Raw genomic sequence first — 26,835 nt, forward strand, 5'->3', positions numbered from 1 at the left:
ATTCCAATTTTTATGCTTTTGTACATTTAATATATCCAACAAAAATAAAAGAGATGCAGACAGTGGAGAATGTCTGCATCTCTTTATTATTTTCGATTGGCATATGTATGAGTATCTATTCCTCGGAGAGTGAGATAGTGATATAAATCACCTGATATGATTAAAGGAGATTGTTGTAACTCCTGAATAGATTCAGCCCCAAGAGAAACCATCAACATCGTTAAATCTTCATTCATGTGCTTAATTTCTTGAATGGTTGCTTCTTCCCCATCCTCAACCAACTTCTTTAATAAGACGCCGGCAAGGCCAACCGAAGAAGCTCCCAGTGCTAAACACTTCACGACATCGAGAGCGTGCTGGACACCTCCCGATGCAATCACGGGTAGCATTGAGGACGTTACTGAAGAGGTTTCTATCAAAGCAGCAGCAGTAGGAATACCCCATTCATTGAAATAGGACAGTTTCCTTTGTCTACGCTCATTTTCAATTGCCGCAAAGTTCGTTCCGCCAAATCCACCTACATCAATGGCAGCTACATTAATTTCCTGAAGTTTAATCGCAGTTTCCTTTGAAATGCCAAAACCAGTTTCTTTAACAATTACCGGCACTGTCAATTCATTTACAATTGATTCAATCCTGGATAAAGCTCCTTTGAAATCTCGATCCCCTTCAGGCATTGTCAATTCCTGGATAACATTCAAATGAATCTGTATTGCATTGGCCTCCAACATATCGACTGCTCGTTTTGCTTGGTCAACTGTAGCCTCACTACCCAAATTGGCAAGTATCACACCATTCGGATTCTCTTTTCTCACAGTCGAGTATGTAGCTATTTCTTCGGGATTTTTAAGCGCCGCCATTTGAGATCCAACAGCCATGGGAATATTCATTTCTTTGGAGATACGGGATAGTTGGCTATTTAACTCAGCCGTTTTAGCTCCTCCGCCACCGGTCATTGCATTAATAAAAAAAGGCGAACCAAAAACAAGTTCGCCCAGTTGAGTCTGCAATGACACACTGTCCCAATTACTGTCAGGCAGTGCTTGATGAACAAAACGAACATCATCTAACCATGTCTCTCTTGATTGTCCTGTAGACAACGCATGCTTTATATGGTCCAATTTTCGTTCAGCTCTAGTCATAAGATTACTCCGTTATTTAAAGTTTTTTAATTTATCACCAATAACATCACTGATCGAGAAACCTTTTGCTTCTTCAGGCATTTCATAATCAGTGCCTGAATAACCATCTTCCTTCTCCAACAAATCTTTAATGCTTAGTGACAATCGTTTATCTTGTTTGTTTACGTCCAATACTTTCACTTGCACTTCTTGGCCCTCTTTTAACACTTCATGAGGAGTGCCGATATGTGAATGGGCAATTTGAGAAATATGAACCAATCCTTCTATTCCAGGGAATACTTCAATAAAAGCACCATATGAAACTAGTCTTTTTACAGTCCCTGTATGAACAGACCCTCTTGGCGCCTTATCTTCGATGCCTTCCCAAGGTCCAGGAAGTGTATCTTTAATGGATAAAGAAATGCGCTCACTGTCCCGGTCAACAGAAAGAACTTTGACTTTTACTTCCTGGCCTTCCTGGATAACGTCAGAAACTTGCTCAACATGTTCATGGGATAATTGTGAAATATGAACAAGTCCATCGACACCACCAAGATCAACAAACGCTCCAAAAGCAGCAATTCTTTGAACGGTACCAGTTAGCTCATCACCTGGATGAATATGATCGAGTACACTTTTTTTATTCGATTGTTTTTGTTCTTCCACCACTGCACGATGGGATAAAATCAAACGATTTTTTTCTTTTTCCATTTCAACGATCTTGAATGTCAGCACTTTGCCTTTGTAATCGTCAAATGATTCCACAAAGTGATCTTCGACCAGTGAAGCGGGAACAAATCCACGTAATCCAAGATCAACAACTAGTCCACCTTTTACTACGTCTTTTACTTCAGCTTCGATAATTTCCCCACTGACGAATTTTTGTTCCAAAGAATCCCAAGCTTCAGCAGCATCAACTTTACGTTTTGATAACACAAAATTGTCATCTTCTACTTTTGTAATAATTAGTTGCAATTCATCTCCAATTGAAACGACGTCAGAAGCTTTTTCAATGTGCAAGCTTGACAGTTCACTAATCGGGATTATTCCATCAAACGGTGCACCCTCAATTGTGACAGTTACTGCCTTTTCTTCAACTTGGGCAACCGTACCTTTCACAAAACTTCCTTCACGGAAATCCTGGTTTTCCTGCAAGTTCATTTCCTCAGACATATAGCATCCTCCTTCACAACGTTCCAATCTTTATTTTATGCGAATTCTTTAATAAAAACAAAAATTTTCACTTTTTCATAACAAAAATTACATTTATTATACTTTGTTTTCATCCAATAATTTTTGGATACGTTCCATGATGACTGTTGTTACTTCATCTGCAGAAGCTTTTTGATCGCGATAAGGTTGCATGATAATGGGTTCACCGTAAACAACTTTCAAACGTTTAAATGGCTTGTAAGGACCAATGATGGCACAAGGAACTACGTCTGCCTCACCTTTCAGAGCAAAAAAACCGGCACCGGAAAACCCTTTCCCAAGCTCACCATTTTTACTGCGTGTGCCCTCCGGGAATATTCCCATCACGTCCCCGCCTTTTAAAATAGCTAAAGCCCTTCTTAATGCTTCACGGTCACTCAAACCTCGTTTGACAGGAAAAGCGTTCACTTTTGGCAATAATGGTTTCAGGATGGGCATGTTAAATAACTCTTCTTTTGCCATGAAATGTACAGGTCGTGGCGATGTAATACCGACAACAGGCGGATCAAGAGCGTCAATATGATTAGTACATATAAGAATCCCGCCCGTTTTAGGGAAATGTTCCAACCCTTTTATATCAAAACGATAAATCGGATATAAAGCCGTCCACACAAGTGATTTAGCAAATTTGTATAAGTTCACTTAGCTCATCCTCTCTTTAGCTAACTGAATGATCTGTTGTGCAGCTTCCTGAATGTTTAGATGTGTTGTATCCAAATAAATAGCATCTACTGCTTGTACAAGTGGAGAAGCTTCACGTTCGCTATCGAATTTGTCACGTGCTTCAATTTCTTCTTTCAACTGGTCGACATTGGATTTAATTCCACGTTGCTCATTATCCAATTGACGTCTTTTTGCCCGTTCATCGACAGAAGCAGACATGAAGATTTTCAATTCAGCATCAACGAGTACATGAGTACCAATATCTCGTCCGTCCATCACAACGCCACCATTTTCAGCCATTTTCTGTTGGCGTTTGACCATTTCTTCTCTCAATGCTGCGTGTGCAGAAACAGCAGAAACCAAAGAAGTCACAACATTTGATCGGATCGCATCCGAAACGTCTTCGCCATCCAGATAGACAAGTTGTCGATTATATGACGGTTTCAAATCAATTTCAGTATCAAGAAGGAGTCCTGTTAATTCTTCTTCACTTTCTAAATCTATGTGATGTTCAATTGCTTTATACGTGATTGCTCGATACATGGCTCCTGTATCAATATATGTATAACCAAGTTCTTCAGCCGCCAATTTTGCAATTGTACTTTTCCCCGCAGCAGCTGGTCCATCAATCGCAATTTGAATATTGTTTTTCATGAAATCCACTCCTAAACTTTCTCACACATATTGTACCACATGGATAAAAAAAAAAGCCCACGAGAATGAGCTTTGTTGCTTGTTGACAAAAGAATATTAATCAATATAAAAGTATAAAAATTCGCATTCTTATCTCTTGACTCTATCGAAATATATTATGGTCGGCTATTTCTTTCGCTTTCCGCGGACGAAACGCTAGCCTCCTCGTCTCAGCTGTCTATGACAGCTGACCCTGTGGGGTCTAGCTTGTTTCGTTTTTCCGCAGGAGTCTTCAGAAATAGCCGAACATGTTACTACTAAAATAATATGAAGAGATACGCAAACAGAAGCGAAATCTGTTGGAGTCTGAAAAGACCACGGGAGTATGCTTTGTTGCTTGTATATTAAAAATCTGCGAAAGGATTTCTAATCAATCTCTCACGAGGGATTTCACATAATGATTAATATAATATCTCGGATTTTAACACTTCATGTGTCTCCGTATCAATCAATATGCGGAATGTGTGACTTTGTGTATCTGTGTCTTTTAGAAGGATTAATTCATAGCAAAGTCTTTGTTGAAGTGTTTCATTTTCCGTATAGGCCAGTCGTTCTTTTTCAATTGTCACCTGTTCAGTGAAATAATCATCCCATTTTATCGGAATTTGTTTTTGGTCAGGCAACGTTTCCTTTTGAATATATTCCATCGTGTTCACACCAAGAATTTCACCATCATCTTTCGCCAATTTCATTTGAATGGCATCAGCATAAATCCGAGCTTTATTTGTTGGATTCAACCTTACAAAAACAACATGCCAGACGAGATGATTTTCACGTGTTTCCACTAGTTCAACATCATCAAATCCAAATGACTTGACAGCTCTCTCAGCTTTTTCTTTGATTTGTTCTGGAGGAATGCGATCTTTTCCAATTGGACGTTCAATTAACACAGATAATAAATGTCCACCTTTTTTGGTGTAATCCGTGTAACCAGTTCGAATCCCTTCGTTAAATTGAATATGATAGAAAGGATATGCAGCTCCTTTTTTACTCGACGTGGTCACTAATTTTGCATTTTTAAACTTCGGAAACATTTCTTTCATCGTTTTTTCAACATATTGCTTTGTTACTGGTTTATCCACAATAGACTTTAACTCTTTTTTCTTAAGGTCGTCTGATTCACTTGCAGTTAAAGGGAAGTCACTTTCGGAATAACCTTTTACCGTACTGGATAAAGCTGTCCATTTTTTTGAAGGCTTCTCTGCTTTGACGTCTTTTTGCCACTTTTGGAAAGATTGTTGACTTGCTAGCAATTCCGTTGAGGCATTTTGCCATTCGTAGGAAAACTCATCCAAATTTTTTGCTACATTATTTGTCACTTTTAACCATTGCTCTTCAGGTACTTTATCCTCACTTCTTAGTTTTGCATAATCACCGAGGCGTCCGAGGTAATTCATCCATTCATTTGAAAAATCCCTATCGAGTGGTAGTGAAGCAATGTCGTCTTTTATTTCGGAAGATAGTCTCCAGATATCTTCAAGTGGTTCTGCTTGTGCGGCTTTGTCACTGAAGACGGTTGCACTTTGAATAGATTTTTGCAGCTCACTCATTTTTTCTGAAGCATCCGTCATTCGACTTGTATATTGATTCCGAAGGTTATTTTGCAAATCTTGTTCGTTTTGTTTGGAGTTATATAAAAATACACCCATAACAATCAAGGCAAGAGCTAATATACTTGATAAAATCTTCATGTCTTTCCTCCTCACTCACAGAATATATGTTTTCCTATTGTTTTGATTTGCGGACGAGACCAAATCCAATCACTTGTTGCAGTGTCTGGATTGAAATAATAAAGTGCATTTTCAGTAGGATCCCAACCATTCAATGCATCTAGTACAGCTTCTTTAGCGCGTGCATTTGGAGTCAACCATATTTGACCATCAGCAACTGCGGTAAATGCCCTAGGCTGAAAGATTACCCCACTTACAGTATTCGGAAACTTGGGATCTTCCACACGATTTAAAATTACTGCTGCAACAGCAACTTGCCCCTCGTATGGTTCTCCCCGTGATTCACCATAAACAGCATTGGCCATAAGCTGTAAATCTTGTTCAGAATATTTAGCTGGTAATTGTACCTGCTCAGGTTTTTTAGCTCCTTGATTCGTCCCTTTCTTAACCTGTTGTTCTAAAGGAATATTGCCGTAGTGAGTAAATTGATTTCCTTTATTTATTTGATCTTTTACATACTTTTTATGATAGGTGGACTCTTTTGCTAGCCTCGATTTGGTTTTTTGCCCTGCCACACCGTCAACTGGCAAGCCAAACTTCTCTTGAAAATTACGTAGTGCCCAGTAAGTACCGTAGCCGAATTTTCCGTCTATCTTATTTTTGTAGAAACCGATATATTGTAATCGTGCTTGCAATTCTAATACATCATCTCCGTAAGCACCCATTTCAATCACTTGATCCGAAAAGGCTTCTGATTGCTGGGGTGCGCTGACCGATAATGTCAGCATACATAAAGTGATAAACCAAATTAACCATTTGTTTTTTCGCATACACATTCTCCTTTTTCTTAGAATGAGGAATCATGCGTTTTTTATACAAAAAAAAACCAATTTATTAAAATTGGTTTCACAAACTTTCACTTATATCTTCTTGTTTATTAAAATGTTGAACCGTTAATAAATGCGCTTTTTTTACTTTTGCTAAACATAACCACCATAAAAACAACATGAACGGAATCATGAAATACATGGAAATCGATTTAATTGATAGTATCCCGTTATAGACCATATGCAAGCACAAAGGTGCCAGCAAAGCGATAAACAAAAGAGGCTTGGAAGATTCACTTAAAGCAAATTTTGCACGTCCCAGATAATATCCCATTACCACTCCAAAAATAGCATGACTTGAAACCGGCAATAACGCTCGCAAAAAAGCGGTATCCAATCCGAAAGTAAATATGTAAAGAATATTTTCAACCGTAGCAAAACCAAGTGATACACTAGCACCGTATAATATCCCGTCATACGGGTCATCAAATTCAACGTGCTGATAAATGGCCATAACCAAAACGAGCCACTTAAAAAACTCCTCTAATAAACTGGTGAATAATACGTTACGTATAAACATTGATTGAAAAATATGTTCAACTTCAAACACATGTTGTATGAAGAGAATAGGAAACGTTAAAATAGCACCATAGATAAATGTATGAAACAATGTACGAGAAGGCTCTGATGAAATTTGGTTACGTAAATAAAAATAACTGAATAACGCAAGCCCTGGAGCGATTGCGACAGATAATAATAGTATCAAGTTGCTCTCGCCTCCCTTTTATTGGTTTAATTATATCATTCTTATGTCAGTTGTTGGATGGATGGAGGTAGTAAGAAATGAAAAAAATAGTTGTTATTCATACTGGTGGAACGATTTCCATGCATGTTCAAGATGAATCTGGGGCGGTAGTTCCTGGCGATTCCAATCCGTTAACTGCTGAAATCGATAAATTGAAGGAATATGCCGATATTCATGAAATTGAAGCATTTAATTACCCATCACCACATATGACCCCGACAGAAATGTTAAAACTGAAACAAATTATTGATCTGCAATCGACAGAAAATCATGTAGATGGCTTCGTCATTACACATGGGACAGATACTCTGGAAGAAACAGCTTATTTTCTGGATCTCACTGTAAAAAGCAATATTCCGATTATCTTGACAGGTGCCATGCGTTCTTCAAATGAAATTGGTGCAGATGGCGTTTATAATCTGTTATCAGCAGTACGGGTAGCGATTACTGCAGACGCAAATGGCAAAGGAGTTCTGGTTGTTATGAATGATGAAATCCATACAGCCCAGAACGTAACAAAAACATCAACAAGTAACGTATCAACATTCCAAAGTCCTCAATATGGACCAATCGGACTCATTTCAAAAACGACTATTCATTTTCATCATACACCCAACTCGCGTAAATCATTTGAAGTGGATGACGTGTCACCTAAAGTAGCATTACTTAAAATCTATGCTGGCATGGATGCAGACTTGCTGATGCATGTTGCAAATTCGGGCTATAGCGGAGTTGTTTTGGAAGGATTGGGGCAAGGAAACGTTCCGCCTGCAATTATACCCGCTATTAAACAACTTATTCTGCAAAAGATTCCCGTTGTTTTGGTTTCCAGATGTTACAACGGCATTGCGCAGCCCGTGTATGGTTATGTAGGTGGAGGGAAAATGCTAGAAGAAATGGGCGTGTTATTTGCACATGGACTCAGTGGTCAGAAAGCACGAATTAAACTGTTGATAGCGCTATCTGATGCTCGATGCTCACAATCCCTTCACACCATTTTTGAATATTAATTTTCCTTTTGAACACTTTTGATTCTACATAAGAAAAAGCTGCTGACCACTCAGCAGCTTCTTTTTGATTTGATCGCGTCCGCAATTAACTCGCCGTGAAAGCGACCATTTTCAATGAAAATTTCATTTGCATTATTTCCTGCCGCTAAAACACCAGCAATATACAAGTTTTCAATATTGGACTCCATCGTCAATTCATTTAACAATGGTCTGCCTGAAGCTTCGTCAATATGCACACCCATTTGGCGCAGGAAGTCATGATCCGGATGATACCCAATCATAGCAAAAACGAAATCATTTTTAAGGGTGATGACTTGATCTGGTTTGCGTATCCGTACTTCTTCTTGTCCAATTTCTTCAACGTGTGAATCAAATAGCATGGTGATTTCACCACTGCGAACCAAGCCATCAAATTCAGGCAGTATCCACGGTTTCACGCTACTTGAATAAGTACTACCCCTATATACGACAGTTACTCTGGCCCCTGCTTTATTTAACTCTAAAGCTGCATCAATACTCGAATTTTTACCCCCTATAACCACTACATCGGTATCAAAATAAGGATGACCTTCCTTGAAGTAATGACTTACTTTCGGTAACTCTTCTCCTGGTATACCAAGAAAATTCGGGTGGTCATAATATCCGGTTGCAATCACTACATGTTCAGTTTTATAGGTAGATTTTGTTGTATATACTTCAAACATATTTTTGATTTTCTCAACACGTTGAACCGTTTCGAATTTGCGGACGTGTAATTTTTTCATTTTTACCACTTCGCGGTAATAAACAAGTGCCTGATTTCGTTTTGGTTTACGCCCTTCAATAATGAACGGTACATCCCCGATTGACAGTTTTTCACTTGTACTAAAAAAAGTTTGATGAGTAGGGTACTTATAAATCGCTTCCACGACATTCCCTTTTTCAATTATGACGGGTGAAAGCCCGATATTTTGTAAAGATATTGCAGCTGCGAGACCACAAGGACCCCCACCTACAATGATTGCATCTACTTTCTCCATCATTTTACACTTCCTCTATATTAAAAATCTCCTATCTAATGATTGGAGAACTAACAGTACAATACAACTAATTGGCATACGTTTTTTCTTCAACCCAATAATCCCATTCACTCATGCTTGGTCCGAGAATATTTTGATCCATTCAACAAGTTCTGCACTGAGCGCTCATCAAAATATAGAAATGCCTGCAAAATATCCTGTTGAATTTGTGAAATTCAATTTTCAGCATGCTGATTAAACGGTCTGGAAGATTCTTTTTTTAACAATTATTGTAAACATCGTGTATGTGCTGCTAGAACATTTTAAAAATCTTTATTTTTAATGGTCAAGATGTGACATTCTGCAGGTGCACCCAATCTGAGAGGGATAAAAGTTGTACCGAAGCCATTACTGATTAAAGTAAATTCATCTCGACCTTTTTTCAACTCACCTTTTTGGTAGTATCCCCATTTCCCTAATCGAATCTGTCCTCCATGAGTATGACCAGCCAATAACACGTCAGAAGTGTAACGGTCTTTTACTTTATGAAAGACAAATGGAGTGTGTGAAACAAAGACAATCGGGTCGTCTTCAGGTACATTGGCAAAACTTTTACTAATGTTCGCTCTTCCTGAAGATACATCCTCTAAGCCAACAATCCAGATATGATGAGCATTCGTTTTTACACAGATTGCTTCATTTTCTAAAATTATTCCACCCACATTTTGAATATATTTTCGGATATGGCGTTCTCCCACTTCACGGTCATTATTACCCCAAACGTAATAAATAGGTCCGATTTTAGCCAGTTGTTTAATATTGTCTTCAATTTGCTCTAAAGGTACACCACTTTCCGCCAGATCTCCACCTATAATTACTGCATGTATATCTGTTCCGACTTCCTCAACTAAATGATTCGTTATTTTCCTTCGATGAATATCGGAAATGAAAAACAGGCGGAATGGATGCTCATCCTTATAACTGGATATGTCAATTTGCTGGTGACGTATATTCGTCTCAAAAGCTTTTTTCACCATAATCAATGGTATACATAAAGTAAATCCTATAATTGTTGCCAAATAACGCATGTATTCACCTCTGAATCAAAATAAAAAGAGGAGGGTTTCCCCTTCCCCTTACTTGTTTGAAAGTTGCATTTCGATCAATCTTCTTCCATATGCAATACGCGGAATCCAGAACGGTCAAGTTCTTTCAAGAATTTTTGTACATTATCACGTTTCTCGATTTTCAACACGATACGTCTCAATAATTTGTCTGATTCATCAAATGTAACTAATGAAATCACAGATTCATGGAACTTTTGAATAATGTCTCCTACGCGGGCTATCTGTCCCTCTGTCTCTACAGACGTAAATGTTATGCGAACGCCAGGACTATCCATTCCAAAAGCACTTCTGAATTGATCCATGATATCAAATCGAGTGACAAGACCTAAAAAGCGATTTTCTTCCACTACCGCTATAATTGGAAAGTCATTTAGTTGAAGTAGAGAATCTTCAAAAACGTCATCAATGGATAAATAGATTTCCGATCTTGTCACAACGTCCATTAAAGACGTGCTTGCAAGAAAATCTTCTTTGTTTAAACCACTGTAATAAAATGCACGGTAAACAATATATCGATTTAAAATACCTTTATAATGGCCATTTTCCAATACTGGCAATGCATCGATTTGATTTTTTTCCAATATGTCCAGTGCCGCTTGCACCGACTCTGATGTTTGAATTGAAATACATTTTTCCTTTGGAATCATTACACTTTTCGCAAACATGCTGTCACCTCAATCTATATTGATTATTAACCTATTCTACAAAACTCACTCTTATCCTCTTTATAATACAAAAATTTATGGAAGAATCAATGTTTGCCCAGTTGAAATCGAGTCTGATGAAAGTCCATTTGCAGATTTGATTTTTTCGACGGCATCTGGTGAATTGTAATAATTCATGGCAATTCGGTAAAGTGTTTCACCTGGTTTAACGACATGTGTCTTGGAATCTGAGGATTGTTCTTCATCCTGTGTTGTGTCAGTCTCTTCTTCAACTTCTTCGGTTTCTGTTACTACTTCTTCTGGTGTTTCTTCTTTGGTTTGTTGTTCAGTTGTTGAAGATTCTTCCGCATTCTCCTTTTCAGTGTTTTCTTCAGCAGACGCTTCTGACTCAGTGTTTTGAGAATCTTCTTCACTTGCTACATCTTCTTCATTTTGTTCATATTTGACTTGGCTATCGTCTTGAACTGTTGTTTCATTCGCATTCGGCTCATAAAATGCAAAAACATAGATCAGAAATGAAACAGGTATCAGAATAAAGAATAAGAACAGGATGGGTAACAATAAATTGCGTTTTTCTTTCTTCTTTTTAGGATCAACATTCGTTGAACGTCTGGAAGCACGTGTATTGGGTTTTTCATCACCATTTAATTGTATGGGTTTACGATGTTCTTCAATTTTATTTTGATAATCATCTTTATTCATAGCTGTAAACTCCTATTCTACTTTTCATCTTTATTTATTATGACGAAATTTGGAGAAAAAGTAAAATAAACCTCTAACAGTTTCGTTGGAACAATGCTGAAATTCTTTTTTCCCAAGCATTCAGTATTAATTTGGCTGCTGGTTGTTCCGATGAATTTACGATATTCTCTTTATTTAATCCGCATTTCGAACAACAATTTTCTGGCCTTTCCTTAAGTTGCTGTCCAAACACTTCAACGATTTGCTGTCGAATGCAAGAAGAATTCGTTAAAATGTCTTTCATCAAATAAATCTGCTGAATCTTTTGCTGTTTTAATTGATGCAAAATATCGATGGTCTCCTCAACTGATTTGCGTGGTAACCAATAGGTTAATATTCGTACATGCGTTTCAGATAACACGCCAATCTCCACTAATTGACTAGGATGTTGTCCGTTTTGCTGAAATTCTTTATACAATCTGACATGTGTCTCTTCGGGAAAATCGTTCGTAGCCACGAAAATCGAATAATCTTCATCATCTCGAGTAAAAAACATTGTGGCCAGTGAATCAAGGCCATCTCTTCCAGCACGCCCAACTTCCTGAGCGTAATTGGCAACCGATGACGGAAAATGATCATGAATGATTTGCCGCACATCATCTTTATGTACACCCATTCCAAAGGCATTTGTCGCACACACCCAATCAATTTCACCATTCAAAAACTGCTGTTGAATAAACATCCTATCGACTTGTTCCATTCCTGCATGGTATGAGGCAATACGGATGCCCTTCGCATTTAATTTCAGAGCATATTCGTCTGCTTTTCTGCGTGATTGCGTATACAGAATTCCCGGACCGGTAAAGCGCTCTATTTGTTCTGCGATAAGATCAAACTTATGCTCCTGGGAATCAACTTCAACCGCTTCATATCGAATATTTGGTCGATCGAGTGCTTGGATATGGATTGATGGCTGGCGCATATTCAATTGAGTGGTGATATCTTCAATAACCTTTGGTGTCGCTGTCGCAGTTAACGCAAGGATTGGAGGGCGTCCGCTAAAAGATAACCAATCACTCAATCGCAAATAGTCCGGTCTAAAGTCGAATCCCCATTGTGATATGCAATGAGCTTCATCCGCAACAACTAAAGAAATCTTCATGGTCATTAGCTTAGCTTTCACTTGTTCTTGCATCATCATTTCAGGAGATAGAAAAATGAATTTATATGTTTCCATTCTCTGCAAAAGCGCATTTTTTTCAGGTGGAGTCAAAAATGAATTTACCGCAACGACTCGCCTCTCCCCCATTTTTTTCAGTTGTTCAACTTGATCCTGCATTAATGATAGCAAGGGCGAAATAATGATGACGCTATGCGGTAAAAGATATCCCGGTAGCTGATAACAAAGTGATTTACCCATTCCTGTAGGTAAAATTGCAAGAACATCTTCTTTATTGATAATACTTTTTATGATTTCTTTTTGACCTTGCCTAAACGTACGATAACCAAATTTATCATATAGAACTTTCTCCAGATTTGACGTCAATTCGATTCCCCTCCTATAGCCAAAAGCAACCTTAGTTGAAAGTACGTATAACTTGGGAAAACGTCTTTTAGCGTCCGTAATTTTTTAGTTTCTTGTTGTTTAATTTTTTGAATGAGCGTCGGAACATCCTCGCTCGGAAAAAACATCTCTACTGATAATAATGATCCATTCATCGCCATCTCTACAAAATGATCTTCTATTGTGCTTGTCTTTAGTTGGCGCATTGAACTAATTTCTTCAAATGAATAGCCTTTTTGGTACAAATCTGAGGTTTTCTTAGCTGATTCAGTTAATGGAGTTGATACTTTGATATCTTCAGTCATTCTCGTTAATAGACTCAAAGATGGTCTGATAGAAATTTCATCTAGTATAATATGTAAACTTTCTTGCAGACGGATTTGAAGATCCATTTCATCTTCCTCCAACGCGCGGGAAAGCTGTTGCCATGTCACTCCACTTACCTCATATCCAGTCAAACGATGACTGAGAATTACTAAATGAAGTTCGGATAACTTGTCCGACTGGCACACACTGAGCAGTTCTTCATAATATTTTGAAATGAACTCATTTGACTTGTAAGTAAAGTCATGCAAAAAATGACGAACCCATTGTTGAATCTTTTCATCTTTCTGGATGGGTGTGAACGTCCATTTTTTTGCGTTAACATGCGAGAGTGTTTGAGTAACTAACGATAAACGTTGAAAGAAAATGCGTTCATTTCCTCTATATAACCAGCCATTCAACTGCAATGATGGCATTTCCTTCAACTTTTCTTTTCCCAAGAGCGTTAGTTTGGGAATAGATTGCTCGTTGACAATCAGCAAGTTTGACTGAATCATTTGTTGCACATATTGTTCATATGTTGGTTTTGTGAGTTTTGGAAAAAGTGAAAAGTAATTGGTCAGTCCATAACTTTTAACATCTTGGATGGTTTGACCCGAACGTTTACCTCTAATTAGGTGAAACGGGGCTGAAATTGTACGTTCTTCATTTAATCGATTGACCATATGTAAGATGATTTGTTGGAATAGCACAAGACTTCCTCCAATTTAATATGTATTTAGGTTGAAAATTGAGGAAAACATGATTAGAATAAATACGAAAAGCTTTTTCAAGCGAACGGAGAAAAAGGAGAGGTTTTAACATGGCGAAGTATACTATTGTAGATAAAGATACTTGTATCGCTTGTGGCGCATGTGGCGCAGCTGCACCTGATATTTACGATTATGATGATGAAGGCATTGCCTTTGTTATTTTAGATGATAACATGGGAACAACTCAAGTTCCAGATGAACTCGAAGAAGATATGCAAGATGCATTTGAAGGCTGCCCTACGGATTCCATTAAAGTTGCCGAAGAATCATTTGACGGAGATGCATTAAAATACGAATAGGAAAAAGCTGCGAATTTCTTCGCAGCTTTTTTTTCATTAATATAGCTTTATTAATATAATGTCGTTTATCGCACATTTGCGCTAGCCGCATGTTACGCATGAGCCAACACTTCAAAAGTGCTGTGCCTGCGGTTACTCGTCGCAAAGAGTACGGTCAAACTTCCTTTGACCATACTCTTTCTTGCGGCATGCTGTGCGCAAATGGACTCTTTCTGATCAATCTCTAGTATTTTTTCACATAGCCTAATAATGATTATTATTATGAAAATTGAGCTCGTTGTTTATCCAACCACGTTTTCATCGTCTTGAACAAAACAATGATGATGGCGGACAACAGCAACCCTTTAATTAAGTTGAATGGTAAAATCCCTAGCACAATGGTATCACGCAATGCAGAACCAGTAAGTGCTGGCATATTCAAGAAATAAGTGTACATCGGTAAAAATACCGCGTAATTTAACACGCTCATTCCGATTGCCATGGCAAGGATTCCCACAATCAGACCAATTGCCAAACCTTTCGTATTTGAAACTTTACGATAAATTGCATATACAGGAAGCATGAACAAAATGCTCGTTACAAAATTGGCAATTTCCCCAACAGGAACACCTGTTGGACTACCACTGAAAATCCAATATAGAACATTTTTAAATAGTGCTACTAAAATCCCAGCTACAGGTCCCATAGTAATTGCCGCAATAAGTGCTGGCACATCGCTGAAATCGACTTTTAAAAATGGTGGTAATGCAGGTAACGGAAAATTAAATAGCATTAAAACAAATGAAATACTACTTAACATGGCTACTGCAATCATGACACGCAGTTTGTTGTTCTTCATAAAAACTCTCTCCTTTTGCCGATCCACTCCACAAGAAGAAAAGTTCGTCCGTTTTGTCCCATCAAAAATCCCCTAAGCCGTTATCGCTTAAGGGAGTAGAAAGGCGCACTTAAATAGGCGTCTCGTTAAATGACAGAACGAAAAACGACCGCACCTTCACCTTCTCCCATCCAGACTATACTGTCGGCTTTGGAATCACACCAAATCCTGCCTTACGGCTCGCGGGCTTAAGAAAACGTTCTTCTATTACCGCCGATCGGGAATTTCACCCTGCCCCGAAGATGAATCAATATTAACTTACATTGTTTACTATAAGAAAAAAAGAACCATTTGTAAACTACTTGAGCCTACGTATGGTTCTTTTTTATTAATAAATTTCTATCCAATTGTCAATTTGAAACATGTAAAACCTTATTCCCAAACATATTTATTCGCTCCAACAGGACTTTCAACGGGCTTACTGAAATCGAATCCATTCCAAGTCAATGGTGCGATATTTTCAAACTGAACGTCGTTCCCAAAACTTCCATTCGTCAATAGAATCCCTTCGATTAAATGAGAAGCTACTTGAGGATCCATTAGTTCTAAGTTCAATTCCTCTGTAAACCGGATACGATTTATCCCTTGTTCATTGCTCACTTCAAAATTGATGCCTTCGGGAATTACACTCTGTAGATAATCACTCTGAGATGTTTTCATTTCATTCATCGCTTCTTGAACGTCCGAATGAGTTTCGTTCATGTTCGGTACCAAAAATTGATTTCCGTTTTCATTTCTATACAGATAGAAACTCGTAAACGTGTTCCCACTTGTCAATGCTCGCGGTTTCATAGGACCAACCTGATCAAATTCAGCTTGACTTCCATCTTCATTTTGAAAAACAACTTGGTTGTAGCCATAAAACGTTTCTTGAATTGATTCGGTATACGCATTTATGGTTGCACTCGACAAATCGTAATCATGTGTAGATGGCAACTTGTGAATCAATTGATTCTGTTGTTCTTTAAATTCACCTTCGAATGGATGGAATTCAGCAAATCCAAGTGCGGATTCAACTAATTCACTAGCATATTGATTATACAAATCCAAACTCGTTGGCTCTGCATTTCCTAAATCATTCGCAATGGTCCGGCTCGGAATAAGTACCGTTAAGGGTACAACGATTCCATCATTAGACAACATGCCAATGTGAAAGACTGTGTGTTCTTTTGCATCTACTGGGTAGACAGATGTGAGAACGGCACCTTGACGAGCAAATGTGGGAGACGTTTCCTCATCACTGGTTATGCCCGCACTATCGTTTGCAGATTCTTTACTATTTGAAAGCATTTGATTCGATGTATCATCCGCGCTTTCTTCTTCAAGTTTAGCGGAACTATCAGTAACAGCCATCTCTGACATGGTCTTATCCTCATTTTGCGGATTATTGAGAAAACTTGCTACAAGTATTGTCAAGGTTGCTATCGCTGCAACTGCTACAGCTGATGGAATCCATTGTTTACGTTTTTTGTTTTTGCTATCGGCCAATCTTGGATCTTGCTGCAAACGTTTCAATACTTCGTCTTTGGAGCGAGTATCATGTATTTTGGGCACTTGGCTAAGTAACTCATCAATCTTGTGTTCACTCCATTTATTGTTGCTCATCGTGAACTTGCCTCCTATCCGAATGCCCTGATAAGCGATCCCTAAGTTTATGGATTGCCCGATGTTGTGTGGTCTTTACTTTCCCTTCCGTCCATCCGAGAACTTGTGCTGTCTCCGTAATGGATAGGTCTTGAAAGTATCGCATGACAATAACCATTTTTTGATCGCCAGTGCATTCATCTAATACGTCCAGCAATTGCTTCATATCATCATTCATTTCGACTAATTCATCGGGCAGAGCTTCATTGGATCTCAGCTCTTGTTTTTCCCAGTCAAAAAAGTCAAAAGCATGACGCTTGCGTACAGACGACTTTCGAAAATGATCAATCGCAACGTTTTTGGCAATCGAAAATAACCAAGTCTTTTCGGAACTTTTCCCTTCGAATCGGCTGTATGCTTTTAAAACTCTAACATATACTTCATGCATTAAGTCTTCGGCTGTCTGTCTATTTTTAACAATATACAGCAAGAACTGAAATACGTCTTGATGATATTGATCATAGAGCCTGTGAAAAACGGAGTCATTCATGAACTCCCCCCGTTCATAAAATTAGTCGTTACAACAAATAAAAAGTTACATTTTTTTTATTGGTAATGTAAAGGTAAATTTGGTTCCAACATTTTCTTCACTCATTACTGAAATCACACCATCATGGGCTTCCACCATATTTTTGGCAATGGCAAGACCTAAACCAGTCCCACCTTTTCCTCTTGTTCTCGATTTATCTGCTTTGTAAAAACGCTCAAACACATACGGCAGATCTTCAACTGGTATTCCCGAACCTGTGTCTTCCACGCTAATTTTCACGAATGCATTGTGTTGTTCGACACATACCGTGACTTTTCCTTCATTCGGTGTATGACGGATAGCGTTATCAATCAGATTGGTCAAAACTTGTTCAATACGATCTTCGTCCACTTCTGTAGTCAATTTCTGAGAGACGGCAGAATCGAATTTCAAATCAATGTGTGATTCCTTCGCTACTTGTGCGAATTTTTGTGTAATTCTTTCGATGACTGGGGAAACAGCAACATTCTCTTTATACAGACGCATCCTACCTGATTCCATACGGGCTAAGTCCAATAAATCAGTAACGAGCCGTCCCATGCGTTGGGATTCTTCATAAATAATTTTTATCATTTCGTCTCGTTCTTCTTCAGATGATACGACATCATCTATAATGGCTTCGCTATACCCTTGCAACATCGCAATAGGGGTTCTGAGTTCATGAGACACATTCGCTATGAAGTCAGAGCGTAATCGATCCAGTCGATGTTGTTCAGTCATATCCCGCAATACAGCAACGGCTCCCCTAATTGAATCGCCACTGTACAATGGACTGATTGTAATGGCAAAATAGCTTCCTTCCATTTCGAGTTCTTCATTAATTTCTTCTTCCATATGAAGGACATGGTCGAGCATGTGATCCATTTCAACAGGTATCGGCTGACCATTATTCGTACCCATGCGGAAAAACCATTTTTGTAACAATTTTTCAGCTTGTGGATTGCTTAGTAAAATCGTATGATCACGATTAAACGTAATGACGGCATCTGTCATCGACGTCAAAATACTGGATAGCTGTTCCTTCTCTTGATTGATTACTTCTAAATGATGCTTTAATTGTCTTCCCATCTGGTTAAATGCATTTGCCAACTGGCCAATTTCATCATTTTGATGTGAAGGAAGTTTGGTATCAAAGTTTCCTTTCGATAATTCAAATGCGGCTTCACGCATTTTACGCAGTGGTGATGTGATCCGAGTAGAAAGGAAAAAAGCAAAGAAAGTCGTTAAGATAAATGCGATAAAAGCAGAGAGAAAGACGATATTCGTCGTTTCTTTTGTAGTTTTATGAATGACATCCAAGCTTTGATAAATGAATACGGCTCCATGAACTTCGTTTTCAACATTCAATGGAGAAGCCAATACGATAAATGGTTCCATTTGACTTTTATTTTGCAGAGATGGCAGCATCATTTCTTTAATGATTGGTTGTGATGATTCGAAAACATTTCCAAGCGTTTGATCTCTCATAATATATTTTTTTATTTCTTCTCCATTTTCCCCTTCATGCAAGGCAAGAGATACTTCACGCGGTTCTTTTGCAATCAGTGCATTCGTTTCTGGGCCAAGGACGTCAGAAATAATAGAGAGAGATGCATCAACATTTTCATGATCATCTACAATACGGGCAATTGTACTCGCTTCCTGCCGTAAGGATGCTTCAGCTTGCTCGCTATGATAGTTCCCTAAAAATTCAAGCATTAAGACCGTAATGATAAACAATACAAACGAAACGAGAAGCAATATGGTTACCCATAGCTTCCCGACAACGCTGTTCCATATTCTATTCATTGACAACCTCGAATTTATAGCCTACTCCCCATACAGTTACAATCATTTTTGCGGCTTTTTCGGATACGCGGTTCAATTTCTCACGTAATCGTTTCACATGGGTATCGACTGTACGCAAATCACCAAAGAAATCGTAATGCCAAACTTCTTTCAGCAATTGTTCACGGTCGAACACTTTATCCGGAGCTTTCGCTAAAAAGTAAAGTAGCTCATACTCCTTCGGTGTCAAGTTCACTTCTGTTCCATCCGCTGTGACGCGATGTGCATCATGGTCAATCGTTAGATGCGGAAATACCACCAAATCTTTTGAAGAAGAGGTTGTAGTAATTGGTGAAATTGTCACGGAGCGTCTTAAGACGGCCTTAATACGAAGAACGACTTCGCGCGGGCTAAATGGTTTGACTATGTAATCATCCGCACCTAATTCAAATCCTTGAACGCGGTTTGCTTCTTCGCCTTTGGCAGTTAATAAAAGAATCGGTGTTGCTTTAAGTTCACGAAGTTCGGCAAGGACTTCCAAGCCGTCTTTCTCTGGCATCATCACATCCAACAGGATACAGTGATATTCTTTTTCAAGTGCCATTTCCAGTGCCATGGCTCCATTTTCAGCTTCGTCCACTTCATATCCTTCACGCTCTAAATACATTTTCAATAATCGACGAATGCGGTCTTCGTCATCTACAACTAAAACAGCAATATGTTCCGACATAGTGTTACCCCTCTCGTCCTGACTCTACCAATTATTGTACAATTACATGCTCTAAAATGAAAGAAAAGCCCTTCCCTCGGAAGGAAAAGGCTTGTCATTTTATGCGTATGAGTGTAACCCGGCAATAATTAGGTTAACAGCAATTAAGTTAAACATAATAATAATGAAGCCTATGACAGCCAACCATGCAGATTTTTCGCCATGCCAGCCTCGTGATAATCGAAGATGCAGGAAAGCTGCATAGAATAGCCATGTGATGAGAGCCCAAACTTCCTTCGGATCCCAACCCCAGAATCTTGACCAGGCTTCATGTGCCCAGATCATCGCAAATATCAGTGCACCAAGCGTAAACACAGGGAATCCGATGGACACAGCACGATAACCGATTTCATCCATTAACTGCGAATTGGCCTTTTGGGCAAAAGGTTTCAGAACAGCTGAAATTGGTTTGCGAATGATTAGCCTGATTAATCCATAAATAATAACCCCAAACACTAATGACCAAGTAACCGTCGTTAATTTTTTCGCATTAACAAGTGGAGGCATTTCGGCAACTGGTGCCATAGTTCCAGGTGTCAAAGACTCATACTCATTCATTCCGAATAGAGGTGGTGCATTATACGTAATTTCTTTTTCTTTTTCTTCTTTATCTACATAGCTGAATTTTGCTTCGTAATCCATCACGGTAAATGTAGTAGTTGAAGCAACAAAGCCTAATGTTAAGACGAGTGTAAACATGACCGTTTCCAACCAAAAACTTTGTTTTGATTTCTTCGTAATGTCAACATTCTTCAGTAAGTAAATCAAACCAGCCACGGCACTGATTGCTAGAATGGCTTCACCGAGTGCAGCCGTAATAACATGGACTGTTAACCAATAGCTTTTCAACGCCGGAATCAAAGGATTAATGTCGCGCGGGAACATGCTCGCATATGCAATAATGATGATTGCAATTGGTAATGCGAACAGTCCGAGTGATGGTGTCCGGTAAATGAAAAAGATTAAAATAAACGCACCAACTACCATCATGCCAAAAGCGGTTGTAAACTCAAATAAGTTACTTACCGGAGCATGTCCAGCAGCTATCCAACGAGTGATGAAGTAAGCCAAGTTTGCGATGAATCCAACAATCGTTACAATAATACCGATGCGTCCCCATCGCTTCTCAGAAGCTGATGCTTCTGACTTTGACCCTTTCACTGCTCCACCGAAAAATAATGTTGCAATCAAATAACAAACAAATGCAAAAAACAATAAATTCCCACTTATCGAGACGAGTGTCATGACGACTTCTCACCATCCTTTTTGAGCTCATGTGATTCAGAGTCCTGTTGATCCATGTATGGAGGCAGTTGTGCTACTTCCGTTAGCTGATCCAACTCTTTTTTAATAGCAAACCAGTTTTTATTCGTATGGGCAGCGACAGCAACCTGTCCATCTTTCGTTTCATGAATCCATATTCTACGGTGATTGAAGTAAGATCCTTGCGCAACCCCGATCATGAAAATCAAGCCACCTAAAGCTAAAATCCATAATGTTTTATCTTTCCGTATAGTGAGACCGGAAACATCACGCGTATCTACATTTTGGAATTCAAGTTTATATTCATTATCCCCAAGCGGCTCCACAGTTTGTTTTATCGCCACAAAACTGGTTTCCCCTTCAGGAGTTTCAGGTGTCTTCATTTCCACTAAAAATGCAGGGTTGTTCGGAACTGGAGACTTCGTTTGAGGCTCTCCCTTTTCAAATCCAGAAAAATCCGGATAATATCCTAACAATTTTACAGAAGACCCATTACCTAAATCATAAGTAGTTTTTGGATTCGTCAAATCGATGGAAAGATCACCTAAAGATTCGCCAGTCGCTTTATTTGATAGATTAAAATGCATTGTGCGAAGTTCATCCAAACGGAAGTCCATTTGATAAACAGAAAAACCTTCAAATTTCAAAGGATGATTCACCTGAATGGATTCTTTTTTCACTTCTTCAAGATTATCAGTTTGACCAGGTAATGCAGTTTCTGGTTTTTTATATAAAACTACATTTGTCTGATAGTTAGATGCAATCGTTCCGACACGATCAATAGCATCTCCGAATACTTCGTCTGATTTTTCTTTATCGTAAGTTTCAAGAATAAATTCTTTACTTTCCAAGTAATAACCAGGTGCTTCCGGAATGGCCCGTGTTTCACCTTCGCGAATCCACATCGTTTCATCCACATAGAATCCTGGTAATGCCCTCAGCATAACCCCGAACAGGAAAATAATAAGACCAACATGATTAACATAAGGACCCCATCTTGAAAAGCGACCTTTTTCCGCCAGTAACGCTCCGTCTTCTCGCTTCACGTTATAACGGAGTTCTTTTAGCTTAGCTTCACTTTTTGTAAACGTTTCTTCTATGGAACTGATGCCACCAAGAGCAAAAAGACGTTGACGTTTCATAAAGCTTTCATGTCTTTTCGTGCGTTGTTTTTTCAAAGAGTTGTATAAAGGAATAAAACGGTCCAAACTTGCAACGATAAGGGAAATACCAAGCATCCCGATTAACGTCTGGAACCACCATGAGCCATATAGATCTGATAAGCCCAATTCGTAATAGATCTTCCCAAACGTTCCATACACTCTTTCATAATAAGCGGCTATATCCGCTTCTGTTGTTGCTGGAACGTAAAGTACTTGCGGTAGAATTGTTCCGATGGCAGCTGCCACCAAAATCATGATAATAATCGTTACTCCGATTTTAACACTTGAAAAGAAGTTCCATATCTTATCAATAATCGATTTGTTGTATGTTTGCGAACGGCGTGCAGAACCTTCGTAACGCATATCCGCTAATTTTAAATCTTTTGCTTCTTTTGTGAGGGGCCGACCACAGTTCCCACATAACACTGTTCCTTCTGGATTTTCATGCCCACAAGCACAAATGATGTTGTTCATATGATTGACTCCTTAATCGGGACGTATCTGCTCCATAAAATGAGCGATGTCCTGTTCTGTCATCTCTCCGCGTACGATCTTCTCAATTTTACCTTCAGGATTGATTAACAAAGTCGTTGGAAGCGGATCAATGTTGTATGTTTCCATCACACTTTTCGTTTTATCAATAACAATCGGGAAATCCAGTCCATACTGGTCAGCAAACTGTTCTACTTCAAAATTGGATTGCGCGATGTTTACAGCCAATATTTCAACACCTTGTTCTTTAAATACTTCGTATTGACGATCCATTGCGGGCATTTCTTTTGCACACGGCTTACACCATGTACCCCAGAAATTTAGAAAGACCCCTTGTCCTTTATAATCTGACAAGCGATGCTCTTCCCCATTTAAATCCACCAAAGTGAAATCCGGTGCTTCGTCCCCAACGCCTAGAACATCCACCTTGTCTTTAGAAGCATTGTTGTAAATAGTGTAAATGATTGCTACTACCAGAACAGACAAAATCAATGTCCGTATCAAAAATCTTTTTTGTTTCGTCTGAGCCATTTTTATACCCTCCTACATGACGAAATAATCATTTATCATTATAACAAAGAAAAGCGGTTGCTAAGACCGCACATTTGAAGGGTTTGTGAACGTTTTCAGGTATTCCGAAAACCTCTAAATTATTTGTGAATAGATTTAAGCAATTTCCAATACCTACTAATTATGAACCAATTTTTCCTGTTTCAGCCATAACACGCAGTAATTTCACTTCATGGGACGTCAACTCACGTGATTCACCTGCATTAAGACCATGAAGCGTCAAGAAAGCAAAGCGTTCACGTTTCAATTTTTGCACAGGGAAACCGATGGCATCGAACATGCGACGAACTTGACGGTTTTTACCCTCATGAATCGTGATTTCAATAATTGCCTTGCTTTGTTTTGGATCAGCCGATAATAATTTGACACGGGCTGGAGCTGTCTTTCCGTCTTCTAGTACAATTCCACGTTCTAACGGTCGGAGTTGCTCTTTCACTGGGATTCCTTTAACTCGTGCAACATACGTCTTATCAATTTTGAATTTAGGATGAGTCAGCGTATATGATAAATCGCCATCATTCGTCATGATTAAAAGACCCGATGTCTCATAATCTAAACGCCCCACCGGAAATAGTCGTTCTGGTATGTGCGGAAATAAATCTGCAACCGTTTTACGTCCTTTGTCATCCGTCACTGCCGAAATAATTCCTCTTGGTTTATATAATAAATAATAAACCTTTTGCTCTTTTTCCAACTTCACGCCATCTACTTCAACTGTATCTGATGCAGATACTTTTGTTCCAAGTTCTTTGACAACTTGTCCATTCACTTTCACTTTTCCTTCTAAAATCAGTTGCTCGGATTTTCTTCGTGACGCAACCCCAGCATGTGCTAACATTTTTTGTAATCTTTCCATACTTTCACCTCATCGTCGATTCCTATACTCTTTAAAAATTATGTCACACTTTCGCTCAAAACAAAAGAAGACCGCTTATTTAATAAGCAGTCTTCGTCATTCATTCCGCTCAATATGTACTTTTTTTGTAAGTATGGTTTTCCCGTTTATTTGTACTTCCCATTTTGCCATCTTTTGAGACGCTTTCGCCCGATTCAAAACGACAAGATGCGAAACTTGTTCATCTTTGTGTTTTAGAATGTAGGCTGACTTGTCAGCTTTCATCACCAATCCACCTGGTAAATCATATGAGCCTTTTTTAATGACTTGAACTCTATCATATTGTGCAAAGACGTTCTCTGCAAGTTGCATGTGCATTTGCCAATCATTCGATTGGTTCAATGTAACAACAATCACTTCTTCGTCTCCATCTTTGAAATACGTTGCAAGTGTTCTACCTGCTGTTTTCGTAAATCCTGTTTTCCCGGCAATCGCTTTCGTTTCCAAGCGAACGAGCTTATGTTTGTTATCCCAGTACTTCCCGTCTTGTTTGAAATGGGGTGCAGTTAAGATCGGTTTGAGTTCTTTATTCTCCATTGCGATTTTCAACATAAGAGCTGTGTCATAAGCGGTAGATAAGTGTTCCTCGTGGTGTAATCCTGATGGGTTTTCAAAGTGTGTATCTTTTAATCCCATAATTTTTGCTTTTTCATTCATCAATTTAACGAAGCCTTCAACTGATCCTCCTGCATGCTCTGCTAGAGCAACTGCTGCATCGTTACCAGACCTCAGCATTAATCCATAAAGCAATACATCAACGGCTGTTTCTTCTCCATTTTTAAGATAAATGGATGAACCTTCTTGCGATGTGGCTACAGGAGAAATTTTGACCTTTTCTTTTAAATCTACTTCATCCGCCACGACAACCGCTGTCCACATTTTTGTTAAGCTGGCAATCGGCATTTTTTGGTCTTCACCACTTCCTGCCAATAACCGTCCTGTCTTCGCATCAATTACTGCATAAGCAGATCCCTGCGCCTCAGATAATCGAGGGTACAACAGACTTACACCTACCAGGAGAATCACTAACAATATCAACCATTTATTTCGCAACCAGCAGCACCTTTCGCTTCTTATTCTTGTTGTTCCCCAAAAGCTTCCTGGAACTTTGTCATGAATAAATCTGTTTGGTCATCATCTTCCGTCCCTTGTGTTTCCGGTAACGGCGGCAACTCATTCATATCATTTAATCCAAATACATTTAAAAACTCTTTCGTGGTACCGTACAGGATGGCACGCCCTGTACCTTCAGCTCGACCGACTTCCTGAATCAGACCTTTAAGGCTTAACGTGTGTAATGGTCTTTCACTCTTCACGCCCCGTAAGTCTTCAATCTCGATTCGTGTAATCGGTTGTTTGTAGGCAACAATCGCCAACACTTCCAATGAAGCCTGTGAAAGAGGTTGATTCGTTGGGTTTTCAACGAGACGTTGAATGGTTTCTGCGTTTTGTTTTTTTGAAATTAGTTGATATGTACCGGCTAATTCTTTTAATTCAATTCCGCGGTTTTTGGATTTTGTATAGTCATCCTGTAATTTCTCTAATGCTTCTTTTACCTCTATAGATGTTGCACCAGTTAAATTTTCAATCTGTTTACTTGATAACCCTTCGTCTCCTGTGACAAAAAGTAAACTTTCAATTCTACTCATCAATAGGCTCAAAAGATTCTTCCTCCCATCGATCATTTATTAGATTAACTGTCAGATCATCAAAATTCTGACGTTGTTCGACCATTACCATTTGTCTTTTCATAAGTTCCAGCAAAGATAAAAATGTGACAACCAGAGTTGGTTTGTCTTCTGATGGAAAAAGTTCTGAAAAAGAACAACTTCCGCCTCGGGATTTCAAAGTCTTGAAGACACTTTTCATTTGGTCCTTGATGGATAGTTCTTGTCGAGTAATTTTGGTGGCAAGCGGGGCTTTCAATCGTTTCCTTCTCAGCATTTTCTGAAAAGCACCCAACATGTCATAGACATTCAAAGGATCATCAAATGCAGTTAATTGTTGAGTTGGCTGATAGTCGGTCAAGTCACTTGGTGCTCTTGTAAAGACTTGTGCTCTTTGTTCTTCTAATTGCTGCAGATTCTCAGCTGCTTCTTTATACTTCCGATACTCAATCAGACGATTCACCAATTCTTCCCTTGGGTCATTCATATCAAGGGCAAGTTCGTCATCATCCAATTCACCTTCGTGAATCGGAAGCAGCATTTTACTTTTGATTGCAAGCAGGGATGCGGCCATTACTAAATATTCACTTGCTTCATTCAATTCAAGCACTTGCATAGCACGAATATGTTCCATGTACTGTAAAGTTAAATCAGCCATTGGAATATCATATATATCAATTTCCAAACGATGGATTAAGTGCAATAATAAATCGAGAGGACCTTCAAAAGCGTCCAATTTTACTTCATAAGACATGTTAAGATCACCCGATCAAATAGATTCAAATTTT

At 38.8% G+C, this 26,835-nt stretch carries 27 protein-coding genes and 1 riboswitch; of the genes, 2 read left to right on the plus strand and 25 right to left on the minus strand.

All coding sequences use genetic code 11. From position 1 onward, the window contains the following. Positions 1-86: 86 nt before the first annotated feature. From fni to prsW, 7 genes are all read right to left on the minus strand, one after another. Complete coding sequence (gene fni / locus MHH33_RS10580) at positions 87-1,142, minus strand: type 2 isopentenyl-diphosphate Delta-isomerase (protein ID WP_342541717.1); 1,056 nt, start codon at positions 1,140-1,142, stop codon at positions 87-89. Between the two features lie 12 nt (positions 1,143-1,154). After that, positions 1,155-2,294, minus strand: a complete 1,140-nt coding sequence (gene rpsA, locus MHH33_RS10585) for a 30S ribosomal protein S1 (protein WP_342541718.1) — start codon at positions 2,292-2,294, stop codon at positions 1,155-1,157. 96 nt (positions 2,295-2,390) lie between these two features. Further along, positions 2,391-2,975: a lysophospholipid acyltransferase family protein gene (locus MHH33_RS10590; protein WP_342541719.1), complete on the minus strand. Its 585-nt coding sequence runs from the start codon at positions 2,973-2,975 to the stop codon at positions 2,391-2,393. Next, entirely contained in the window at positions 2,976-3,650 is a 675-nt protein-coding gene (gene cmk / locus MHH33_RS10595; protein WP_016427430.1) for a (d)CMP kinase, read from the minus strand. It abuts the gene before it with no gap. 440 nt (positions 3,651-4,090) lie between these two features. Then, positions 4,091-5,380 (minus strand): PepSY1/2 domain-containing protein, encoded by a 1,290-nt coding sequence (locus tag MHH33_RS10600; RefSeq protein ID WP_342541720.1) that lies wholly within the window; start codon positions 5,378-5,380, stop codon positions 4,091-4,093. A gap of 11 nt (positions 5,381-5,391) precedes the next feature. Continuing rightward, entirely contained in the window at positions 5,392-6,189 is a 798-nt protein-coding gene (gene sleB, locus MHH33_RS10605) for a spore cortex-lytic enzyme (RefSeq protein WP_016427432.1), read from the minus strand. Between the two features lie 76 nt (positions 6,190-6,265). Next, a complete protein-coding gene (gene prsW / locus MHH33_RS10610; RefSeq protein WP_016427433.1) occupies positions 6,266-6,952 on the minus strand; it encodes a glutamic-type intramembrane protease PrsW in 687 nt (228 codons plus the stop codon). Between the two features lie 77 nt (positions 6,953-7,029). Between prsW and MHH33_RS10615 the strand changes: the two genes are divergently transcribed. Continuing rightward, the gene (locus MHH33_RS10615; protein ID WP_342541721.1) at positions 7,030-8,001 is read left to right on the plus strand and encodes an asparaginase; all 972 of its coding nucleotides are present in this window, start codon (positions 7,030-7,032) and stop codon (positions 7,999-8,001) included. Between the two features lie 50 nt (positions 8,002-8,051). Here the strand turns inward: MHH33_RS10615 and MHH33_RS10620 are convergent, their stop codons facing one another. The 6 genes from MHH33_RS10620 to MHH33_RS10645 all read right to left on the minus strand — a co-directional run bounded on the left by MHH33_RS10620 (position 8,052) and on the right by MHH33_RS10645 (position 14,052). After that, the gene (locus MHH33_RS10620; RefSeq protein ID WP_342543764.1) at positions 8,052-9,020 is read right to left on the minus strand and encodes a YpdA family putative bacillithiol disulfide reductase; all 969 of its coding nucleotides are present in this window, start codon (positions 9,018-9,020) and stop codon (positions 8,052-8,054) included. A 302-nt stretch (positions 9,021-9,322) separates the two neighbouring features. Continuing rightward, on the minus strand, positions 9,323-10,087 hold the full coding sequence (locus tag MHH33_RS10625; RefSeq protein ID WP_342541722.1) for a metallophosphoesterase: 765 nt from the start codon (positions 10,085-10,087) through the stop codon (positions 9,323-9,325). Between the two features lie 74 nt (positions 10,088-10,161). Further along, complete coding sequence (locus MHH33_RS10630) at positions 10,162-10,791, minus strand: CBS domain-containing protein (protein ID WP_016427437.1); 630 nt, start codon at positions 10,789-10,791, stop codon at positions 10,162-10,164. Positions 10,792-10,866: 75 nt separating this feature from the next. Continuing rightward, positions 10,867-11,493, minus strand: a complete 627-nt coding sequence (locus tag MHH33_RS10635) for a LysM peptidoglycan-binding domain-containing protein (RefSeq protein WP_016427438.1) — start codon at positions 11,491-11,493, stop codon at positions 10,867-10,869. Between the two features lie 73 nt (positions 11,494-11,566). Next, positions 11,567-13,018 carry a RecQ family ATP-dependent DNA helicase gene (locus MHH33_RS10640; RefSeq protein ID WP_016427439.1) on the minus strand — a complete coding sequence of 484 codons (1,452 nt, stop codon included), beginning with the start codon at positions 13,016-13,018 and terminating at the stop codon, positions 11,567-11,569. Continuing rightward, positions 13,015-14,052, minus strand: coding sequence for a helix-turn-helix domain-containing protein (locus MHH33_RS10645; protein ID WP_016427440.1), 1,038 nt, complete (start codon positions 14,050-14,052; stop codon positions 13,015-13,017). The genes MHH33_RS10640 and MHH33_RS10645 overlap by 4 nt, the downstream gene beginning before the upstream one ends. A 110-nt stretch (positions 14,053-14,162) precedes the next feature. Between MHH33_RS10645 and MHH33_RS10650 the strand changes: the two genes are divergently transcribed. After that, positions 14,163-14,411: a ferredoxin gene (locus MHH33_RS10650; RefSeq protein WP_016427441.1), complete on the plus strand. Its 249-nt coding sequence runs from the start codon at positions 14,163-14,165 to the stop codon at positions 14,409-14,411. A gap of 259 nt (positions 14,412-14,670) precedes the next feature. On the opposite strand, the gene MHH33_RS10655 is transcribed toward MHH33_RS10650, so the two are convergent. The 12 genes from MHH33_RS10655 to MHH33_RS10710 form a co-directional block, all read right to left on the minus strand. Next, complete coding sequence (locus MHH33_RS10655) at positions 14,671-15,249, minus strand: ECF transporter S component (RefSeq protein WP_016427442.1); 579 nt, start codon at positions 15,247-15,249, stop codon at positions 14,671-14,673. Positions 15,250-15,403: 154 nt separating this feature from the next. Continuing rightward, a riboswitch (FMN riboswitch) is annotated at positions 15,404-15,536 on the minus strand. 124 nt (positions 15,537-15,660) lie between these two features. Further along, the gene (locus MHH33_RS10660; protein ID WP_342541723.1) at positions 15,661-16,893 is read right to left on the minus strand and encodes a hypothetical protein; all 1,233 of its coding nucleotides are present in this window, start codon (positions 16,891-16,893) and stop codon (positions 15,661-15,663) included. Further along, positions 16,880-17,422 carry an RNA polymerase sigma factor SigX gene (gene sigX / locus MHH33_RS10665; RefSeq protein ID WP_342541724.1) on the minus strand — a complete coding sequence of 181 codons (543 nt, stop codon included), beginning with the start codon at positions 17,420-17,422 and terminating at the stop codon, positions 16,880-16,882. The genes MHH33_RS10660 and sigX overlap by 14 nt, the downstream gene beginning before the upstream one ends. Positions 17,423-17,467: 45 nt before the next feature. Continuing rightward, positions 17,468-19,249 carry an ATP-binding protein gene (locus MHH33_RS10670; protein WP_016427445.1) on the minus strand — a complete coding sequence of 594 codons (1,782 nt, stop codon included), beginning with the start codon at positions 19,247-19,249 and terminating at the stop codon, positions 17,468-17,470. Next, complete coding sequence (locus MHH33_RS10675; protein WP_016427446.1) at positions 19,242-19,958, minus strand: response regulator transcription factor; 717 nt, start codon at positions 19,956-19,958, stop codon at positions 19,242-19,244. Before MHH33_RS10675 ends, MHH33_RS10670 begins: the two co-directional genes overlap by 8 nt. A gap of 99 nt (positions 19,959-20,057) precedes the next feature. Next, entirely contained in the window at positions 20,058-21,242 is a 1,185-nt protein-coding gene (ccsB, locus tag MHH33_RS10680; RefSeq protein ID WP_016427447.1) for a c-type cytochrome biogenesis protein CcsB, read from the minus strand. Then, a complete protein-coding gene (locus MHH33_RS10685; RefSeq protein ID WP_016427448.1) occupies positions 21,239-22,897 on the minus strand; it encodes a cytochrome c biogenesis protein ResB in 1,659 nt (552 codons plus the stop codon). Before MHH33_RS10685 ends, ccsB begins: the two co-directional genes overlap by 4 nt. Positions 22,898-22,909: 12 nt before the next feature. Next, positions 22,910-23,446 carry a thiol-disulfide oxidoreductase ResA gene (resA, locus tag MHH33_RS10690; RefSeq protein ID WP_016427449.1) on the minus strand — a complete coding sequence of 179 codons (537 nt, stop codon included), beginning with the start codon at positions 23,444-23,446 and terminating at the stop codon, positions 22,910-22,912. Between the two features lie 160 nt (positions 23,447-23,606). Next, positions 23,607-24,341 carry a pseudouridine synthase gene (locus MHH33_RS10695; protein ID WP_016427450.1) on the minus strand — a complete coding sequence of 245 codons (735 nt, stop codon included), beginning with the start codon at positions 24,339-24,341 and terminating at the stop codon, positions 23,607-23,609. A gap of 96 nt (positions 24,342-24,437) precedes the next feature. Further along, on the minus strand, positions 24,438-25,433 hold the full coding sequence (locus MHH33_RS10700; RefSeq protein WP_016427451.1) for a serine hydrolase: 996 nt from the start codon (positions 25,431-25,433) through the stop codon (positions 24,438-24,440). 20 nt (positions 25,434-25,453) lie between these two features. Continuing rightward, positions 25,454-26,029 (minus strand): SMC-Scp complex subunit ScpB, encoded by a 576-nt coding sequence (gene scpB, locus MHH33_RS10705; protein ID WP_081637822.1) that lies wholly within the window; start codon positions 26,027-26,029, stop codon positions 25,454-25,456. Continuing rightward, on the minus strand, positions 26,022-26,801 hold the full coding sequence (locus tag MHH33_RS10710; RefSeq protein WP_016427453.1) for a segregation/condensation protein A: 780 nt from the start codon (positions 26,799-26,801) through the stop codon (positions 26,022-26,024). The genes scpB and MHH33_RS10710 overlap by 8 nt, the downstream gene beginning before the upstream one ends. Positions 26,802-26,835 lie beyond the last annotated feature (34 nt).

The sequence above is a fragment of the Paenisporosarcina sp. FSL H8-0542 genome, assembly GCF_038632915.1.
Lineage (GTDB): Bacteria > Bacillota > Bacilli > Bacillales_A > Planococcaceae > Paenisporosarcina.

What these genes read in the sequence shown, in the direction of transcription:
- ccsB (WP_016427447.1), bottom strand. Translation starts at nt 21,242, where the DNA reads ATGACACTCGTCTCGATAAGTGGGAATTTATTGTTTTTTGCATTTGTT.
- MHH33_RS10615 (WP_342541721.1), top strand. Translation starts at nt 7,030, where the DNA reads ATGAAAAAAATAGTTGTTATTCATACTGGTGGAACGATTTCCATGCAT.
- MHH33_RS10630 (WP_016427437.1), bottom strand. Translation starts at nt 10,791, where the DNA reads ATGTTTGCGAAAAGTGTAATGATTCCAAAGGAAAAATGTATTTCAATT.
- fni (WP_342541717.1), bottom strand. Translation starts at nt 1,142, where the DNA reads ATGACTAGAGCTGAACGAAAATTGGACCATATAAAGCATGCGTTGTCT.
- MHH33_RS10710 (WP_016427453.1), bottom strand. Translation starts at nt 26,801, where the DNA reads ATGTCTTATGAAGTAAAATTGGACGCTTTTGAAGGTCCTCTCGATTTA.
- resA (WP_016427449.1), bottom strand. Translation starts at nt 23,446, where the DNA reads ATGGCTCAGACGAAACAAAAAAGATTTTTGATACGGACATTGATTTTG.
- sigX (WP_342541724.1), bottom strand. Translation starts at nt 17,422, where the DNA reads ATGAATGACTCCGTTTTTCACAGGCTCTATGATCAATATCATCAAGAC.
- MHH33_RS10670 (WP_016427445.1), bottom strand. Translation starts at nt 19,249, where the DNA reads ATGAATAGAATATGGAACAGCGTTGTCGGGAAGCTATGGGTAACCATA.
- cmk (WP_016427430.1), bottom strand. Translation starts at nt 3,650, where the DNA reads ATGAAAAACAATATTCAAATTGCGATTGATGGACCAGCTGCTGCGGGG.
- MHH33_RS10675 (WP_016427446.1), bottom strand. Translation starts at nt 19,958, where the DNA reads ATGTCGGAACATATTGCTGTTTTAGTTGTAGATGACGAAGACCGCATT.
- scpB (WP_081637822.1), bottom strand. Translation starts at nt 26,029, where the DNA reads ATGAGTAGAATTGAAAGTTTACTTTTTGTCACAGGAGACGAAGGGTTA.
- MHH33_RS10660 (WP_342541723.1), bottom strand. Translation starts at nt 16,893, where the DNA reads ATGAGCAACAATAAATGGAGTGAACACAAGATTGATGAGTTACTTAGC.
- MHH33_RS10620 (WP_342543764.1), bottom strand. Translation starts at nt 9,020, where the DNA reads ATGGAGAAAGTAGATGCAATCATTGTAGGTGGGGGTCCTTGTGGTCTC.
- MHH33_RS10625 (WP_342541722.1), bottom strand. Translation starts at nt 10,087, where the DNA reads ATGCGTTATTTGGCAACAATTATAGGATTTACTTTATGTATACCATTG.
- MHH33_RS10655 (WP_016427442.1), bottom strand. Translation starts at nt 15,249, where the DNA reads ATGAAGAACAACAAACTGCGTGTCATGATTGCAGTAGCCATGTTAAGT.
- rpsA (WP_342541718.1), bottom strand. Translation starts at nt 2,294, where the DNA reads ATGTCTGAGGAAATGAACTTGCAGGAAAACCAGGATTTCCGTGAAGGA.
- MHH33_RS10600 (WP_342541720.1), bottom strand. Translation starts at nt 5,380, where the DNA reads ATGAAGATTTTATCAAGTATATTAGCTCTTGCCTTGATTGTTATGGGT.
- MHH33_RS10685 (WP_016427448.1), bottom strand. Translation starts at nt 22,897, where the DNA reads ATGAACAACATCATTTGTGCTTGTGGGCATGAAAATCCAGAAGGAACA.
- MHH33_RS10695 (WP_016427450.1), bottom strand. Translation starts at nt 24,341, where the DNA reads ATGGAAAGATTACAAAAAATGTTAGCACATGCTGGGGTTGCGTCACGA.
- MHH33_RS10635 (WP_016427438.1), bottom strand. Translation starts at nt 11,493, where the DNA reads ATGAATAAAGATGATTATCAAAATAAAATTGAAGAACATCGTAAACCC.
- MHH33_RS10650 (WP_016427441.1), top strand. Translation starts at nt 14,163, where the DNA reads ATGGCGAAGTATACTATTGTAGATAAAGATACTTGTATCGCTTGTGGC.
- sleB (WP_016427432.1), bottom strand. Translation starts at nt 6,189, where the DNA reads ATGCGAAAAAACAAATGGTTAATTTGGTTTATCACTTTATGTATGCTG.